We start from the raw sequence: 16,616 nt of genomic DNA, 5'->3' as shown, positions 1-16,616 counted from the left end.
AACCCACGACGACCGGCAGCCGCCGAACAACAGAACCCGGCAGACGAGTAGCGCTACAACTCCGCCAACAACTCGGCCTTCTTGGACGAGAACTCCTCATCCGTCACCAGCCCGGCCTGATGCAACTCCCCGAGGTGCCGGATCCGCTCGGCGATGTCGGCTGGGTCCCGGCGCGGCACTGCCGCAGCCGGGACAGCCGCACCCCCCGCGGAGCGATCCCGCACCGCCGACAACACCGCCGCAGCGAACGGCAACGACTCATGCACCGGCCCGTACCCCAGCCCGAACACCACAGCCGCCGGATCATGATCGACCTGCGGGGGCTGGCCGTCCACCGCGTCCCGCCGCAGCAACCGCAGGTGCCCCTCGAAGACTTCCGGCGACCGCCACTCGACCCCGCTCAACTCGGCGACGGCGAAGCTCTGATCCCCCGCCTTCCACTTCGCCGACGAGGCCCCCGTCCAGAACCACCGGAAGCGGACGTTCTCACCGTCGAAGGACGCCTTCCCGTCATACGCCTTGAAGGACAACGGCACATCCGGCGCGCCCACGAGGAACTCGTCCGCCGCGCCCGACGCCTTCAGCTGCGCCCGCAACTCGTCGGCGTAGTACTCGGCCAGCGTCTCCCGCTCGGCAGGCAGCACCAGCCGATACGGATCGCCGCCTTCCTTCAGCTGCCCGGCCGCCGCCTCCATCAACGGATCGGCACCGGGCCGCAGTTCGACGCGCAGCACGACCGTCCCGCGCCTGCCCGGCGTCAGCGTCACCCCGGCGATCGCCTCCAGCGGCACCCGGCGTTCCCCAAGCGCCTGGAAGAGCTTGGGTGTTCGAATCCCGCGTTCGTAACGGATGAGCACGGAGTCGGACTCGAACTCCCAGGCGGCATGAAATCCGGCCAGTACGTCACCCATGCGGCTCATCGTATGCGGCACGTGCTCCTCCGTCGCCACCCCGCGCACACCGCAATTCCTGTGCTTCTACGCGCGTCCGGCCGACGCCGTGTCGGACAAACCCACCCGACAGGCCTCGACATCGTCCGCGCACTGCACGGAGTCATATGCGCCAACTCCGATCTCGGCGAAGTTCGCCACACTGTCCGTACCCGGCTCGAAATAGCCGCCGTGTCCCTTCGCCTCGCGCGCCGACAGCACGCGCGCCCCGAACGCCGACGACACCGGGTCCTCGCCGTGCCCCAGCCCGCCGACCTCGAGATACGGCACGTCCTGGACCCAGTCGTCCGCGTCCCGCATCGCCCACACACGCGCGGACGTGCGCAGGTGGGATGCCTTCGCGACCCGCATGCCGGGGCTGCCGGCCACCGCTATGTCGGCCACTCGATTCGGCAGCTCGGGTGCGGCGAGGCCGCACAGCACCGAGCCGTAGCTGTGGCAGAAGAGGGAGACCGGTGAGCTGCCGGGCAGGCCGCGCACCAGCGCGTTCAGACGTACGGCCCCGCTCTGCGCCCGCATCGCGGTCGCCGACTCGATGCCGAGTCCGCCGGGCGAGGTGTAGTCGGCCCAGGCGATCACGGCCGTGCGCGTCGCGGGGCTGATCTCGCGCTCGGTCGCGTACAGGGACTGCGCCATGCCGACCGGTGCGGAGTACTTGCGGCTGGTGTCGGTGCGCTGAAAGGTGAGCACGTCGGTGTCGACGCCGGGGACGACGACCGAGATCCGCTCGGCCCGGTTCAGATCGCCGAACACCTCCGCGACGCGTCCCGCGCCGTCCGGGTCGAAGGCGAGGATGTGCCGGTCCGGCTCCATCATCGCTTCGAAGCGGTGCATACGGCGCCCCGCCTCGCGCTGGCCGGAGGGCGTGAGCCGCTCGTCGTGCATGCGTTTGCGCTCGACCTTGCGGGCCTGGTCGAGCGCGACGCGGTTGGCGTTGTAGCGCAGCTCGACCGGCGCGCCGTTCATGTTGCCGACCGCGAGCGGATAGCGCTTGACGAGGCCGGCGCGCTGCACATCGGTGAGCGAGGCGAAGAACCGGGCGAGCTTCGTGGGGGAGGAGTCGGCGTCCGGCAGGGGGTGTCCGGCGATGCTGCCGTGCTCCCAGGCGCTGATCGAGGCCTGCAGTGGTGCGGCGCTGCGGTGGTGGCGCAGGGCGGTCCAGCCAGTGGTCGCCAGCATCACGAACACCACGGCCAGCGCGAGCAGTGCGCGCCAGACGTTCAGTTGCGGGGTCGTGTCGAAGGAAGTCACTGGAAGGACACACTAGGAGAACGGGAGGGTCTCGCGTTAACCAAGTGATAGGTATCACGTTTCGATCAAGACGGCGTTAACGGGCCGATGACCTCAGCGTGTTCGCCAGCTCTCGCTGAGTGCCGGGCCGACCTGTTCGAGATATGAGACGGTCAGTGCCCGCATGGCGTCCAGGCTGAAGTCCTCCCCGGTGCTCCACTGACGTTCCGTCAGCCGCATCACACCGCCGAACACGGCCACCGTCAACCGCGGTCGCGGATCGGTGTCGAGGTCGACCCCCTCGCGCTCGGCGAGGATGTGCGCGATCGCCTCCTCGATCTCCGCCGAGCGGCGCAGATGCGCGGCGAGCAGGACGGGCGTCGACTCGATCACCTGATACATCCGCAGATACAGCTCGACGGGTACGACGGCCTCGATCACCTCGTTGAGCGTGTCCCAGCCCTCCAGCACGGCCTGGCGCAGCGCCTCCATGGGGGCCTCGTGCGGCGGGCGCTCGCGCACCGCCTCCAGGAAGTGCGCCACCGTCATGTCCTGAAGGGCGAGGGCGGCCTCCTCCTTGCCGGCGAAATAGCGGAAGAACGTGCGCTGCGACACGTCGACGGCCGCCGCGATGTCGTCGACGGTGGTGTGCTCGTAACCCTGGGTGGTGAAGAGCTCCAGCGCGGTACGCAGCAGTGCTTCCCGGGTGCGCTGCTTCTTGCGTTCGCGCAGTGTTTCCATACGTGTCAGTTACCGACTTGTGAATTGGTTTGTCAATTGTCAGTGGCTGTCATTAGCCTCGAACGCATGACTAGTCAGACCACCATCAAAACGACGGGGCCGGGGGACCAGGCACCAGTAGCCCCGTCGGATGCGACGCCGGCCAAGGGGCTGCGAGGCCACCCTTGGTTCACCCTCATCACCGTCGCGGTCGGGGTCATGATGGTGGCCCTGGACGGCACCATCGTGGCGATCGCCAACCCGGCCATCCAGAAGGACCTCGGCGCCACCTTCGCCCAGGTCCAGTGGATCACCAACGGCTACTTCCTCGCCCTCGCGGTCGCCCTGATCACCGCCGGCAAGCTCGGTGACCGGTTCGGGCACCGGCAGACCTTCCTGATCGGCGTGGTCGGCTTCGCCGCCGCCTCCGGAGCGATCGGCCTGTCCAGCAGCATCGCCGCGGTCGTCACGTTCCGTGTCCTCCAGGGCCTGTTCGGCGCGCTGCTGATGCCGGCCGCACTCGGCCTGCTGCGGGCGACCTTCCCGGCCGACAAGCTCAACATGGCCATCGGTATCTGGGGCATGGTCATCGGTGCCTCCACCGCCGGCGGCCCGATCCTCGGCGGCGTCCTCGTCGAGCACGTCAACTGGCAGTCGGTGTTCTTCATCAACGTGCCGGTCGGCATCCTCGCCGTCGTACTGGGCGTCGTGATCCTCCTGGACCACCGCGCGGAGAACGCCCCGCGCTCCTTCGACATCCTCGGCATAGCCCTGCTCTCGGCGGCGATGTTCTGCCTGGTCTGGGCCCTGATCAAGGCCCCGGAGTGGGGCTGGGGCGACGGCAAGACGTGGCTGTTCATCGCCGGGTCGGTCGTGGGCTTCGCGCTCTTCGCGTTCTGGGAGACGCGGGTCAAGGAGCCGCTGATCCCGCTGGCCCTGTTCCGCTCGGTCCCGCTCTCCGCGGGTGTCGTGCTGATGGTCCTGATGGCCATCGCGTTCATGGGCGGCTTGTTCTTCGTGACGTTCTACCTGCAGAACGTCCATGGCATGAGCCCCATCGACGCCGGTCTCCACCTCCTTCCCCTCACGGGCATGATGATCGTCGGCTCCCCCCTCGCGGGCGCGATGATCACCAAGTTCGGTCCGCGTGTCCCGCTGGCCGGCGGCATGGCGCTCACCGCGATCGCCATGTACGGCATGTCCACGCTGGAGACGGACACCGGCAGCGGCATCATGTCGGTCTGGTTCGCCCTGCTCGGCCTCGGCCTCGCGCCGGTCATGGTCGGCGCCACGGAGGTCATCGTCGGCAACGCGCCCATGGAACTGTCCGGTGTGGCCGGCGGTCTCCAGCAGGCCGCGATGCAGATCGGCGGCAGCCTCGGTACGGCCGTCCTGGGCGCCGTCATGGCCTCCAAGGTCGACAGCGACCTCGCCGGCAACTGGACGTCCGCGGGACTGCCGCCGCTCACCGCGGCCCAGGAGGCCCAGGCCTCGGAGGCGGTCCAGGTCGGCGTGGCGCCGCTGGCTCCCGGCACGCCGGACGCCATCGCCGCGAAGATCACGGACGTCGCGCACGACACGTTCATCTCGGGCATGAGCCTGGCGTCCCTGGTCGCCGCGGGCGTGGCGGTCGTCGCGGTCTTCGTGGCGTTCCTCACCAAGCGGGGCGAGAACGCGGAAGCGGGTGCGGGCGCGGCCCACATCTGACGGGATTCCGACGGAGTTCGCCTATCAGAGTGACTCCGCCGAAGATCCTTCCCCTCCGGCAAGCGTGCAGGTCACAGTGGGTCAAGCCAGGGCCTGCGGCGCGCTGCCGGAGGGGGTCAGCGCGCCACAGGCCCGGACGCGCAGGCATGAGCCGCGCACCGTGGGTACTCGCCAAGTCGAACGCCGAATCAGGGAGTTGACGATGGCGGGCTTCTCGCACGGAACGCGCAGGCACCCCCGCTCACGTGGCCGGACGTGGTCACGGACCGGGCCGGATCGCGCGACTCTGGGGATCGTCGGAACCATCTGCGCGGTCGCCGGTTTCTTCGTACTGGGCCTCGTCCTCGGCCCCGTAGCAATCATCTGCGGCTGGCTGGCCATGGGCCGAACCTGGTCAGGAGCCCGCCCCGTCCCCGCCCTGATCGCGGTGGTCCTGGGCGCCATCGACACCCTGCTGGCCATCCTGTGGCTGGCGGGGACGGCGACACCGGGCTACGGCTTCTTCTGACACAGCCGCGGTCGAAGGCGCCTGGGCCGGCTGCGGGCAACCCGGCTGAGTCGGCCGGGGGCTCGGCGCGGCTGCACGTATGCGTGCCGGGCGCATGCAGCTGCTGCGGGTGATCGTGCCCAGGTGCTGCGCCCGCCTGCCCGGATGTGGCCGGGAGGCCGACCCTGCACGCCCGCGGCGACCGCGCCGAGGCGGCTGCGCCCAGCGTGCCTATGTGGCCACGAGTGTCGGGTCCCACCTGGCTCCGGGCAACCGTCGCGCCGGTGTGGCTGCGGTTACCTGCTGCGGAGCCCTCGCCGTGCCAACGCAGTCGCGGGCGCCTGCCCACGTGGCTGCGGGTAGCCGGCGTGTCGGTGTGGCTGCGTTACCTGCTGCGGATACGGCCGCGCCCCCTGCGTCAACGCAGTCGCGGGGCGCCGTGCCCACCTGGCTGCGGGTAACCGTTCCGGACCCGCTTCGCCCGCCCAACTGCGGGCAGTCGTGCCGCTGGGGCGGCACGGGTGGGCGCAGCGGCGCCCCGTCCGCGCGGGCGAGCGTGCCGACCCAACGTGAGCCTCAACGCCGGGCCGCCGGGCCGAACCGGGGCTGCTCCCCAGCAACCGGAGCCGACGGCCTCGCTTCCGCCGCCGCGGGCGAGTCCCAGCCCCGAACCCCAGTCAACGAGGCTGCTCCTCCGCACCCTGCCCCGGCACAGTCGCACCCGACAGCGAAGCAACCTCCGCCCGCAACGCCCGAACCTCCTCCGTCAGCGCCCGTATCGCCTCCGTCTGCCGCCGCTCCTCCACGTCGTCCTTCTCGAACCGCGCTATGAACCACGCGGCGATGTTCGCGGTCACGACACCCAGCAGGGCGATCCCGGACAGCATCAGCCCTACCGCGAGCATCCGCCCCACCCCGGTGGTCGGCGCATGATCCCCGTACCCGACCGTCGTCATGGTGGTAAACGACCACCACACGGCGTCACCCAGCGTCTTGATGTTCCCGTCCGGCGAGTCCCGCTCCACGGACAGCACCGCCAGCGACCCGAACATCAGCAGCCCGACCACCGCCCCGGCGACGTACGTGGTCAGCCGTATCTGCGAAGCCATCCGCGCCCGCTGCCCCACCAACAGCAGTGTCGACACGAGCCGCAGCAACCGAAGCGGCTGTATCAGCGGCAGCAGCACCGCGCACAGATCCAGCCAGTGCGACCGCACGAACTCCCCGCGCCGCTCCGCGAGTCCGAGCCGGACCACGTAGTCCACCGCGAACGCGCCCCACACCACCCACTCCACCGCGAGGCACACGTCCACCACGTCCCGCCCCGCGTCGGGCGAGACGATCGGCACGGCATAGGCCACGGCAAAGGCCAGGGCGAGGGCGAAAAGGGGTCGCTGGGTGAGCCGTTCCCAACGGACTTGCGCGAGCGGTCGCTTCATGGCCGCATCGTAGGAAATGTGAAGGGGTGGTGTGCCCGCAGGTCACCCACGGGCACACCACCCCATCGGGCAGTTGACGGACGCTACGCGTCGCCGCCCGCGGCCCCCGGGTCCGCCGCCGACACATCGAGCAGCTGGTAACGGTCGATCGCCTGCTTCAGCACCGACCGGTCCACCTTCCCCTCCTTGGCCAGCTCGGTGAGCACCCCCACCACGATCGACTGCGCGTCGATGTGGAAGAAGCGCCGGGCCGCACCGCGGGTGTCCGCGAAGCCGAACCCGTCCGCACCCAGCGACTGGTACGTCCCCGGCACCCACCGCGAGATCTGGTCCGGCACCGACCGCATCCAGTCGGAAACCGCCACGAACGGCCCCTCGGCGCCGCTCAGTTTCCGCGTCACCCACGGCACCCGCTGCTCCTCCTCCGGGTGCAGCAGATTGTGCTCCTCGCACGCCACGGCCTCGCGCCGCAGCTCGTTCCAGGAGGTCGCCGACCACACGTCGGCCTTGACGTTCCACTCCTCGGCCAGGAGCTTCTGCGCCTCGACCGCCCAGGGGACCGCCACACCGGACGCCATGATCTGCGCCGGGATCGACCCCGCCGTGCCCTCGCTGATGCGGTGGACGCCCTTGAGGATGCCCTCGACGTCCACGTTCTCCGGCTCGGCCGGGTGCTGGATCGGCTCGTTGTAGACGGTCAGGTAGTAGAAGACGTCCTCGCCGTGCGGGTGCTCGGCGTCCCCGCCGTACATCCGGCGCAGACCGTCCTGCACGATGTGCGCGATCTCGTACGAGTACGCCGGGTCGTACGCGACACAGCCCGGGTTCGTCGAGGCGAGCAGCTGCGAGTGGCCGTCGGCGTGCTGGAGACCCTCACCGGTCAGTGTCGTACGGCCGGCGGTCGCACCCAGCACGAAACCGCGCGCCAGCTGGTCGGCCATCTGCCAGAACTGGTCGCCGGTGCGCTGGAATCCGAACATCGAGTAGAAGACGTACACCGGGATCAGCGGCTCGCCGTGCGTGGCGTACGCCGAACCCGCCGCGATCAGCGAGGCCGTGCAGCCCGCCTCGGAGATGCCGTCGTGCAGCATCTGGCCCTGCGGCGACTCCTTGTAGGCGAGCAGCAGATCGCGGTCGACCGCCTCGTACTGCTGGCCGAGCGGGTTGTAGATCTTCGCGCTCGGGAAGAACGAGTCCATGCCGAACGTGCGGTACTCGTCCGGCGCGATCAGCACGAACCGCTTGCCGATCTCCTTGTCCCGCATGAGGTCCTTGAGGAGACGGACAAAGGCCATGGTCGTCGCGATCGACTGATGGCCCGAACCCTTCTTCACGGTCGCGTACGTCTTGTCGTCCGGCAGGGCCAGCGGCTTCGACCGCACGACACGCGTCGGGACGTATCCGCCGAGGCCCTTGCGGCGGTCGTGCATGTACTGGATCTCCTCGGAGTCGCGCCCCGGGTGGTAGTACGGCGGGAGCCCGCTCTCCAGGTCCTTGTCCGCGATCGGCAGGTGCAGCCGGTCACGGAAGCGCTTGAGGTCGTCGACCGTCAGCTTCTTCATCTGGTGCGTGGCGTTGCGGCCCTCGAAGTTGGGACCGAGCGTCCAGCCCTTGATCGTCTTGGCCAGGATCACCGTCGGCTGGCCCTTGTGCGCCTTGGCCGCCGAGAACGCCGCGAAGATCTTCTTGTGGTCGTGACCGCCGCGGCCCAGGTGCAGGATCTGGTCGTCGGTCATGCCCTCGACCATCGTGCGCAGCCGCTGGTCGTCGCCGAAGAAGTGGTCGCGGATGTAGGCGCCGGTCTCGGTGGCGTACGTCTGGAACTGGCCGTCCGGCGTGGTGTTCATCCGGTTGACCAGGAGGCCGTCGCGGTCCTGCGCGAGCAGCGGGTCCCAGCTGCGGTCCCAGATCAGCTTGATGACGTTCCAGCCGGCGCCCCGGAAGATCGACTCCAGCTCCTGGATGACCTTGCCGTTGCCCCGCACCGGCCCGTCGAGGCGCTGCAGGTTGCAGTTGACGACGAAGGTGAGGTTGTCCAGGCCCTCGCGCGCGGCGATGGACAGCTGGCCGAGCGACTCCGGCTCGTCCATCTCGCCGTCGCCCAGGAACGCCCACACCTGCGACTTGGAGGTGTCCGCGATGCCGCGCGCCTCCATGTAGCGGTTCATCCGCGCCTGGTAGATCGCGCCGATCGGGCCGAGGCCCATCGACACGGTCGGGAACTCCCAGAAGTCCGGCATCGACCGCGGGTGCGGGTAGCTGGACAGGCCGTGGCGCGCCTTCGACTTCTCCTGCCGGAAGGCGTCGAGGTTCTGCTCGCTGAGGCGGTCCAGCAGGAACGCGCGCGCGTAGATGCCCGGGGAGGCGTGGCCCTGGAAGAAGACCTGGTCGCCGCCGTCGCCCTCGTCCTTGCCGCGGAAGAAGTGGTTGAAGCCCACGTCGTAGAGGGAGGCCGAGGAGGCGAACGTGGCGATGTGGCCGCCGACGCCGATGCCGGGGCGCTGGGCCCTGGACACCATGACCGCGGCGTTCCACCGGGTCGCGTTCAGGATCTTGCGCTCGATCTCCTCGTTGCCCGGGAAGAACGGCTCGTCCTTGGTGGCGATCGTGTTGACGTAGTCCGTGCTGCGCATCTCGGGCACGGCCACGCGCTTCTCGCGGGCCCGCTCGATCAGCCGCAGCATCAGATAGCGGGCCCGCTCCCGGCCGCGCTCGTCCACGGCGGCGTCGAGGGAGTCGAGCCACTCCTGGGTTTCCTCGGGATCGAAGTCAGGAACCTGACTCGGAAGGCCGCCAATGATGATCGGGTTGCGATCTGATCCGGAAGCCACGCTGTTCCTTACCTGTCAGAGGGCCGTGTTTCTCAGGGTCTGCACCGCTCCCCATCGTGTACCTCGGGGCGCCAAACGTCATCTCTACTGTGAGGTAACCCGGGGCCTGGTGAACGGCGGAGTGACCATGGATGGTTCCCAAACGCACAAAGGGGGCAGATTGGTGTGGTGCGCGTCACCTTGAGACGATGGTGGCGTGCCTGGAGTTGCGGTGACACGTTCAGGAACGTCACCGTTTCGGCGGTCTGAACGGCCGGGTACTTGCGCGATCCGCCCCGCCCGTGTGGACTACGGCCAATGCTTCGCGCACGCGCGTGGCTGAGTTATTCCCAAGACATGATCAGGAGGCAACCCGTGAGCGCGACCGCGGACCACGCGGAGGAGCGGACGAACCCTGCCGTCAGGCTGGGGTTCCAGCCCGAGCAGGTGGTCCAGGAGATCGGCTACGACGAGGACGTAGACCAGGAACTCCGCGAGTCCATTGAGGAAGTCGTCGGCAGCGAACTCGTGGACGAGGACTACGACGACGTCGCCGATGCCGTGGTGCTGTGGTTCCGCGACGAGGACGGCGACCTGACGGATGCGCTGGTGGACGCCACCACGTACATCGAAGAAGGCGGCTCGATCCTGCTCCTCACGCCCAAGACCGGCCGTGACGGCTACGTGGAGCCCAGCGACATCTCTGAAGCGTCGACCACAGCGGGTCTGTCGGCGTCCAAGAGCGTCAGCGTCGGCAAGGACTGGAGTGGCAGCCGGCTGGTGACGCCCAAGGCCGCGAAGTCCAAGAAGTAGCCGATTCGAAGTGACCCTCGGCTGAGACGATCGCCGTACGGGCCCACCTTGCCGGGCTGGACTGCAAAGTCCAGCCCGGCTCATGCGTGTGCCCCGGTGATCGCTGCGTAGGGTGGATGCCACCCGAACAGCCTCACCGAAGGGACATTCACGACGATGGCGATCCAGGTCGGCGACAAGGCCCCCGACTTCGAGCTCAAGGACAACCACGGCGCGACCGTGAAGCTCTCCGACTTCCGCGGTTCCAAGAACGTCGTCCTGCTCTTCTACCCCTTCGCCTTCACCGGCGTGTGCACCGGGGAGCTGTGCGAGGTGCGCGACAACCTGCCGCAGTTCGCCGACCGCGACACGCAGGTCCTCGCCGTCTCCAACGACTCCATCCACACCCTGCGCGTCTTCGCCGAGCAGGAGGGCCTGGAGTACCCGCTGCTCAGCGACTTCTGGCCGCACGGCGAGGTCAGCCGTGCCTACGGCGTCTTCGCCGAGGACAAGGGCTGCGCGGTGCGCGGCACCTTCGTCATCGACAAGGAGGGCGTGGTCCGCTGGACCGTCGTCAACGCCCTGCCGGACGCGCGCGACCTGAGCGAGTACGTCAAGGCGCTCGACACCCTCTGATCCCGTCCGGTCCCTCCGGTGACCGACACCCGTGATTCTTCGGTACCAAGGCATGCAAGCCACGGGAACCCGTCACTAGGATCGACTCGTTGATCCGATATCAAACGCACGGCGGGGCTCCCCGCCCCTGGACACCAATGGAGGACTCGTGGGAGTCAGCCTCAGCAAGGGCGGCAACGTATCACTGACCAAGGAGGCCCCCGGCCTCACCGCGGTCATCGTCGGTCTGGGGTGGGACATCCGCACCACGACCGGCACCGACTTCGACCTCGACGCCAGCGCGCTGCTGACGAACGCGGAGGGCAAGGTCGGCAGCGACGCGAACTTCGTGTTCTTCAACAACCTGAAGAGCCCCGACGGCTCGGTCGAGCACACCGGCGACAACCTCACCGGTGAGGGCGAGGGCGACGACGAGCAGATCAAGATCAACCTCGCCGGCGTCCCGGCGGACGTCGAGAAGATCGTCTTCCCGGTGTCGATCTACGACGCCGAGAACCGTCAGCAGTCCTTCGGCCAGGTGCGCAACGCGTTCATCCGCGTCGTCAACCAGGCCGGCGGCGCCGAGATCGCGCGCTACGACCTCTCGGAGGACGCGTCCACCGAGACCGCGATGGTCTTCGGCGAGCTGTACCGGCACGGTGCGGAGTGGAAGTTCCGCGCCATCGGCCAGGGCTACGCGTCGGGTCTGCGCGGTATCGCGCAGGACTTCGGTGTGAACGTCTGAGTTCGACATCGGAGGTGACCGTTCAGGACACCACTGGCTGAGTCCGGCGCCGCTCCCGTTTGGGTGCGGCGCCGGATGCGCAGGACAACCAAACAAGCATCACGCGGGGAGGACCAGCATCATGGGCGTCACGCTCGCCAAGGGAGGAAATGTCTCCCTGTCCAAGGCCGCACCCAATCTCACCCAGGTGATGATCGGGCTCGGCTGGGACGCGCGCTCCACCACCGGAGCCCCCTTCGACCTCGACGCCAGCGCACTGGTGTGCAGCAGCGGACGAGTGCTGGGCGATGAGTGGTTCGTCTTCTACAACCAGCTCAAGAGCCCGGACGGCTCGGTGGAGCACACCGGGGACAACCTCACCGGCGAGGGTGACGGCGACGACGAGTCGCTCCTGATCGACCTCTCCAAGGTGCCGGCCCACTGCGACAAGATCGTTTTTCCCGTCTCGATCCATATGGCCGACGAGCGCGGCCAGACCTTCGGCCAGGTCAGCAATGCCTTCATCCGCGTGGTGAACCAGGCCGACGGCCAGGAACTCGCCCGTTACGACCTGAGCGAGGACGCCTCCACCGAGACCGCCATGATCTTCGGCGAGGTCTACCGATACCAGGGAGAGTGGAAGTTCCGAGCGGTGGGACAGGGGTACGCGTCCGGACTCCGGGGCATCGCACTCGACTTCGGGGTCAACGTCTCATAACGCGATATGAGCAAAAGGCGGGCCCCGGTGGGGCGCGAAGGGTGGCCGACTAGACTTCGGTTCAAAGTTTCGTAAAGCCGAGTGCGCGGGGTCAGACCCGTACACACAGGGATTGGGTAGCCAGTGGTTCTGAAAACCTTCGGCTGGTCGTTCGCGGTCACCGCGCTCGGCCTCGTTGCAGCGGTCCTCTTCGGGGGGTGGACCGCCCTCGGCATCGTGGCGATCCTCTCCGTCCTCGAGATCTCGCTGTCCTTCGACAACGCGGTGGTCAACGCCGGAATTCTGAAGAAGATGAATGCCTTCTGGCAGAAGATCTTCCTCACCATCGGCATCCTGATCGCCGTCTTCGGTATGCGACTGGTCTTCCCCGTCGTCATCGTCGCGATCAGTGCCTCGCTGGGTCCGATCGAGGCAGTCGACCTCGCGCTCAGCGACAAGGACCGATACCAGGAGCTCGTCACCGACGCCCACCCGGCGATCGCCGCGTTCGGTGGCATGTTCCTGCTGATGATCTTCCTGGACTTCATCTTCGAGGACCGGGACATCAAGTGGCTCGGCTGGCTGGAGCGCCCGGTGGCCAAGCTCGGCAAGGTCGACATGCTGTCGGTCTGCATCGCGCTGATCGTCCTGCTGATCTCCGCGCTGACCTTCGCGGCCAACGCCCACCAGCACGGCGGCGCGCACGTCGACAAGGCGGAGACGGTCCTGCTCTCCGGCATCGGGGGCCTGATCACCTACATGATCGTGGGCGGTCTCTCCGGCTTCTTCGAGGACAAGCTCGAAGAGGAGGAGGAACGCGAGCACGAGGCGGAGGAAGAGGCGGAGCGCACCGGTAAGCCCCGCTCCGCGGTCGCCCTGGCGGGCAAGGCCGCCTTCTTCATGTTCCTCTACCTCGAGGTCCTGGACGCGTCCTTCTCCTTCGACGGCGTGATCGGCGCCTTCGCCATCACCAACGACATCGTCCTGATGGCGCTGGGCCTCGGTATCGGCGCGATGTACGTCCGGTCGCTGACCGTGTACCTGGTCCGCCAGGGCACCCTCGACGACTACGTCTACCTGGAGCACGGCGCGCACTACGCCATCGGCGCGCTCGCCATGATCCTGCTGGTCACCATCCAGTACGAGATCAACGAGATCATCACCGGCCTGATCGGTGTCGTCCTGATCGGTGCCTCCTTCTGGTCCTCCGTCCGCCGCAATCGCGCGCTGGCGGCAGCGGAGGGAAAAGCCGAGGGCTCGGACGAGAAGACTGAGGTCTCGTCCGGGGTGTGACACCCCTGCGGGTGAGGAACGCTCTCGACGGGGCGGCCGGACGTCCGGCCGCCCCGTCAGTTTTTCCAAGTGAACGCGGGGCTTAGCGGGACGTGGGGGCGGAATGGGCTTCTTGGACGGACTCTGGCGGGGCCGGGCGGCCGAGTTCGACTCGGGCAGCGCGTCGTCGAACTCGATCGAACTGACGAAACGGCACGACCGGGTCTCGCTCACCAAGCAGGGCGCGGCGACCGGGCACCTGCGGATCAACCTGACCTGGCGGATGCGGACGTCCGACATCGGGGGCTCGCAGCGGGAGAGTCTGCTGCGGCACCCCTTCAAGGCGCTCAAGCCGCCGGAGGTGCTCGGGCACAGCCAGAGCATGGTCAACGTCGACCTCGACCTCGGGGCGCTGTACGAGCTCACCGACGGGACGAAGGGCGTCGTCCAGCCGCTGGGCGGGTTCCTCGGCGACGTCAACGCGCCGCCGTACGTGAAGCTCAGCGGGGACGACCGGTTCGGTTCGGCGTCCGGGGAGACGATCTACGTCAACCTCGATCACCGGGAGAACATCAAGCGGCTGCTGGTCTTCGTGTACATCTACGACCAGACGCCGGCCTTCGACCGTACGCACGCGATCGTCACCCTGTATCCGAGCAACGGGCCCCGTATCGAGATAGGCCTCGACGAGCGGCATCCGCAGGCCCGGTCCTGTGCGGTGGTGATGATCGAGAACGTGAAGGGGGAGATCTGGGTTCGCCGGGAGGTCAAGTTCGTCTACGGCTTCCAGGCCGAGCTCGACCGGTTGTTCGGGTGGGGGCTGCAGTGGGGACGCGGCTACAAAACGAAGGCGGAGCGCTGACGCTGGGTCCGGGCCGGTGCGCCCCGTGGCTCGGGGCTCTGTCGCGTGTCGCGGCTGCGGGTGTGTAGTGGCTTGTCGCGCCCGCGCCGCGGAGCCGCATACCGATGCAGCTCCGCGCTCGCTGGGGCGTCGCCGCTAACGTCCGATGAACTGCGGGCCCTGCGGTGGCAGGCGGAAATCCGCGGCCGGGGCCACCGCCGTCACCGGGGGCGGGTAGCCGTAACCCGACTGGGCCATCGCCGGCTGGCTGGTCGGCTGGGGGTAGCCGTAGGCCGGCTGGGTCGGCGGGGGCTGCTGGGGGTAGCCGTACGACGGCTGGGGCGGGACCGTCGTCGTCGGCTGCTCCGGGGGCAGGGGCTGGGAGACCTCCGGCGTGGGGGCCGGCGTGGGCTCCTCTGCCATCTCCGACTCGTCCACCGAGATGCCGAAGTCCGTGGCCAGGCCCCGGAGGCCGTCCGAATAGCCCTCGCCCAGGGCGCGGAACTTCCACACCTCGCCGCGGCGGTACAGCTCGCCGCAGATCAGGGCCGTCTCCTCGCCGGTCTCGGGCTTGATGTCGAAGTACGCCAGCGGATCGCCGTCGGCGGCCGCCGCGTCGTACAGCAGGATGCGCAGATCCCGTACGCGGTCGAACGCGACGCCGTCCGCCGAAGCGACCAGCAGAATCTGGCCGACGCTCGGCTCGACACCGGACAGATCTGTCTGGATCGTGTCGGTGAGGCCCTCGGCGCCACGCTTCTTGCCGAGTCGCCAGACCTGCCCGGAGGGGTGCCGGGGCTGGTTGTAGAAGACGAAGTCCTCGTCGGAGCGGACGCGACCGTCGGGGCCGAGGAGGAGTGCCGAGGCATCGACATCCGGGACCCCCTGCCCGGGCGTCCAGCGCAGCACGGCGCGTACCGTCGTGGCTTCGAGCGGGACGTTCGACCCCTTCAACATCGCGTGCGTCATGCGGTCATCCTGCCCTCTCCGTCCTGGTCACGACAACGCGGGGGTGCACAGGCCGTGCGCGCCCGTGTTTGTCCGCGTTACCAGAAATTCATGCCCGTCGGGAACCCCTGACATGGGTATCTACGTACTATTACCGGCCACCTGTGAACCGGTCACAGGGGCCACAGAGTCACCACGGGGGAGCTCTATGCGTCATTTCGGGCACATCGCCCCGGAGGTGCGGCAGCGCCTCTTCCACCGGGAGCCGTGCGAGTTCTCCGCCGACTCCCCGGCCAGGCTGCTCTCCGCGGCCCTGGGCGCCACGCTCTACAGTCCGGCCACCCGGCCCCAGCTCGCCGACGACATCGTCAAGCAGGCCGGACGCGGCGTGGTCTCGATGGTGCTGTGCCTGGAGGACTCCATCCGTGACGAGGACGTGACGGAGGGCGAGGAGAACCTGGTTCGCCAGTTCACCGGCCTCGCCGGACGCGAGGGCGTGGAGGGTCTCCCGCTGCTCTTCATCCGGGTCCGCACGCCGGAGCAGATCCCCGATCTCGTACGGCGGCTCGGTCCCGCCGTACGGCTGCTGTCCGGATTCGTGCTGCCGAAGTTCACCGAAGAGCGCGGCATGCCCTTCCTGGAGGCCCTCGCCCTCGCCGAGGCCGAGAGCGGGCGCCGACTGTTCGCCATGCCGGTGCTGGAATCGCCCGCCCTGCTCTACCGCGAGTCACGCGTGGAGACCCTGGAGGGCATCTTCCGCTCCGTCGACAAGTACCGGGAGCGGGTGCTGGCGCTGCGCCTGGGCGTCACCGACTTCTGCTCCTCGTACGGACTGCGCCGGGCCCCGGACATGACCGCGTACGACGTCCAGATCGTCGCCTCCGTGATCGCCGACGTGGTGAACATGCTGGGGCGGGCCGACGGCACCGGGTTCACGGTGACCGGGCCGGTGTGGGAGTACTTCCGCGTGCAGGAACGTATGTTCAAGCCGCAGCTGCGCCGCAGCCCCTTCCTCGAAGGCCAGGCCGAGCAGCTGCGCGAGGCCCTCATCGAGCACTCCATGGACGGCCTGCTGCGCGAGATCACGCTCGACCACGCCAACGGCCTGCTCGGCAAGACCTGCATCCATCCCTCCCACGTACTGCCCGTGCACGCACTGTCCGTGGTCAGTCACGAGGAGTTCAGCGACGCCAAGGACATCCTGAAGCCCGAGCGCTGCGGCGGGGGTGTACTGAGGTCGCAGTACACGAACAAGATGAACGAGGTGAAGCCGCACCGGGCGTGGGCCGAGCGGACCATGCTGCGGGCCGAGGTGTTCGGTGTGGCCAACGAGGACATCGGCTTCGTGGAACTGCTCGCCGCCGGAATCCCGGCCTGACCAGGC

General features: G+C 68.4%; 15 protein-coding genes. 9 read left to right on the top strand and 6 right to left on the bottom strand.

The window, feature by feature from the left end; all coding sequences use genetic code 11:
• Positions 1-53: 53 nt before the first annotated feature.
• From AB5J55_RS12715 to AB5J55_RS12705, 3 genes are all read right to left on the bottom strand, one after another.
• The gene (locus AB5J55_RS12715) at positions 54-911 is read right to left on the bottom strand and encodes a DUF4429 domain-containing protein (RefSeq protein WP_369270779.1); all 858 of its coding nucleotides are present in this window, start codon (positions 909-911) and stop codon (positions 54-56) included.
• Positions 912-977: 66 nt separating this feature from the next.
• Entirely contained in the window at positions 978-2,201 is a 1,224-nt protein-coding gene (locus AB5J55_RS12710; protein WP_369270778.1) for an alpha/beta hydrolase, read from the bottom strand.
• Between the two features lie 93 nt (positions 2,202-2,294).
• Positions 2,295-2,921, bottom strand: a complete 627-nt coding sequence (locus tag AB5J55_RS12705; protein ID WP_369270777.1) for a TetR family transcriptional regulator — start codon at positions 2,919-2,921, stop codon at positions 2,295-2,297.
• A gap of 66 nt (positions 2,922-2,987) precedes the next feature.
• Here AB5J55_RS12705 and AB5J55_RS12700 point away from each other — a divergent pair, with 66 nt between their 5' ends.
• On the top strand, positions 2,988-4,607 hold the full coding sequence (locus AB5J55_RS12700; protein ID WP_369270776.1) for an MFS transporter: 1,620 nt from the start codon (positions 2,988-2,990) through the stop codon (positions 4,605-4,607).
• Between the two features lie 202 nt (positions 4,608-4,809).
• Positions 4,810-5,115, top strand: a complete 306-nt coding sequence (locus AB5J55_RS12695; RefSeq protein WP_369270775.1) for a small hydrophobic protein — start codon at positions 4,810-4,812, stop codon at positions 5,113-5,115.
• A 656-nt stretch (positions 5,116-5,771) separates the two neighbouring features.
• Here AB5J55_RS12695 and AB5J55_RS12690 read toward each other — a convergent pair.
• Entirely contained in the window at positions 5,772-6,533 is a 762-nt protein-coding gene (locus AB5J55_RS12690; protein ID WP_369270774.1) for a potassium channel family protein, read from the bottom strand.
• 83 nt (positions 6,534-6,616) lie between these two features.
• Positions 6,617-9,364 carry a pyruvate dehydrogenase (acetyl-transferring), homodimeric type gene (aceE, locus tag AB5J55_RS12685; protein WP_369270773.1) on the bottom strand — a complete coding sequence of 916 codons (2,748 nt, stop codon included), beginning with the start codon at positions 9,362-9,364 and terminating at the stop codon, positions 6,617-6,619.
• 354 nt (positions 9,365-9,718) lie between these two features.
• Between aceE and AB5J55_RS12680 the strand changes: the two genes are divergently transcribed.
• From AB5J55_RS12680 to AB5J55_RS12655, 6 genes are all read left to right on the top strand, one after another.
• Positions 9,719-10,156, top strand: coding sequence for a DUF3052 domain-containing protein (locus AB5J55_RS12680; RefSeq protein ID WP_328428043.1), 438 nt, complete (start codon positions 9,719-9,721; stop codon positions 10,154-10,156).
• Positions 10,157-10,312: 156 nt separating this feature from the next.
• Positions 10,313-10,771 carry a peroxiredoxin gene (locus AB5J55_RS12675; RefSeq protein WP_328428044.1) on the top strand — a complete coding sequence of 153 codons (459 nt, stop codon included), beginning with the start codon at positions 10,313-10,315 and terminating at the stop codon, positions 10,769-10,771.
• Between the two features lie 148 nt (positions 10,772-10,919).
• Positions 10,920-11,495, top strand: a complete 576-nt coding sequence (locus AB5J55_RS12670; protein ID WP_147996226.1) for a calcium homeostasis/redox stress adaptation protein — start codon at positions 10,920-10,922, stop codon at positions 11,493-11,495.
• A gap of 121 nt (positions 11,496-11,616) precedes the next feature.
• Positions 11,617-12,192, top strand: coding sequence for a TerD family protein (locus tag AB5J55_RS12665; RefSeq protein WP_362377828.1), 576 nt, complete (start codon positions 11,617-11,619; stop codon positions 12,190-12,192).
• A 123-nt stretch (positions 12,193-12,315) separates the two neighbouring features.
• Positions 12,316-13,464, top strand: coding sequence for a DUF475 domain-containing protein (locus AB5J55_RS12660; protein ID WP_369270772.1), 1,149 nt, complete (start codon positions 12,316-12,318; stop codon positions 13,462-13,464).
• 103 nt (positions 13,465-13,567) lie between these two features.
• Entirely contained in the window at positions 13,568-14,305 is a 738-nt protein-coding gene (locus AB5J55_RS12655; protein ID WP_369270771.1) for a Tellurium resistance, read from the top strand.
• Between the two features lie 135 nt (positions 14,306-14,440).
• Here the strand turns inward: AB5J55_RS12655 and AB5J55_RS12650 are convergent, their stop codons facing one another.
• On the bottom strand, positions 14,441-15,253 hold the full coding sequence (locus AB5J55_RS12650; RefSeq protein ID WP_369270770.1) for a TerD family protein: 813 nt from the start codon (positions 15,251-15,253) through the stop codon (positions 14,441-14,443).
• A gap of 187 nt (positions 15,254-15,440) precedes the next feature.
• Between AB5J55_RS12650 and AB5J55_RS12645 the strand changes: the two genes are divergently transcribed.
• Entirely contained in the window at positions 15,441-16,610 is a 1,170-nt protein-coding gene (locus AB5J55_RS12645; RefSeq protein WP_369270769.1) for an HpcH/HpaI aldolase/citrate lyase family protein, read from the top strand.
• Positions 16,611-16,616: the final 6 nt, after the last annotated feature.

The sequence above is a fragment of the Streptomyces sp. R11 genome (assembly GCF_041051905.1).
In the GTDB taxonomy this organism is placed as follows: domain Bacteria; phylum Actinomycetota; class Actinomycetes; order Streptomycetales; family Streptomycetaceae; genus Streptomyces.
The sequence above is the reverse complement of the archived record's forward strand: the minus strand, read 5'-3'. Positions and strand labels throughout refer to the sequence as shown.

Excerpts from the sequence above, each read along its gene's own strand:
- AB5J55_RS12700 (WP_369270776.1), top strand. The coding sequence starts at position 2,988 with ATGACTAGTCAGACCACCATCAAAACGACGGGGCCGGGGGACCAGGCA.
- AB5J55_RS12645 (WP_369270769.1), top strand. The coding sequence starts at position 15,441 with ATGCGTCATTTCGGGCACATCGCCCCGGAGGTGCGGCAGCGCCTCTTC.
- AB5J55_RS12705 (WP_369270777.1), bottom strand. The coding sequence starts at position 2,921 with ATGGAAACACTGCGCGAACGCAAGAAGCAGCGCACCCGGGAAGCACTG.
- AB5J55_RS12665 (WP_362377828.1), top strand. The coding sequence starts at position 11,617 with ATGGGCGTCACGCTCGCCAAGGGAGGAAATGTCTCCCTGTCCAAGGCC.
- AB5J55_RS12675 (WP_328428044.1), top strand. The coding sequence starts at position 10,313 with ATGGCGATCCAGGTCGGCGACAAGGCCCCCGACTTCGAGCTCAAGGAC.
- AB5J55_RS12695 (WP_369270775.1), top strand. The coding sequence starts at position 4,810 with ATGGCGGGCTTCTCGCACGGAACGCGCAGGCACCCCCGCTCACGTGGC.
- AB5J55_RS12655 (WP_369270771.1), top strand. The coding sequence starts at position 13,568 with ATGGGCTTCTTGGACGGACTCTGGCGGGGCCGGGCGGCCGAGTTCGAC.
- AB5J55_RS12690 (WP_369270774.1), bottom strand. The coding sequence starts at position 6,533 with ATGAAGCGACCGCTCGCGCAAGTCCGTTGGGAACGGCTCACCCAGCGA.
- AB5J55_RS12650 (WP_369270770.1), bottom strand. The coding sequence starts at position 15,253 with ATGACGCACGCGATGTTGAAGGGGTCGAACGTCCCGCTCGAAGCCACG.
- AB5J55_RS12715 (WP_369270779.1), bottom strand. The coding sequence starts at position 911 with ATGGGTGACGTACTGGCCGGATTTCATGCCGCCTGGGAGTTCGAGTCC.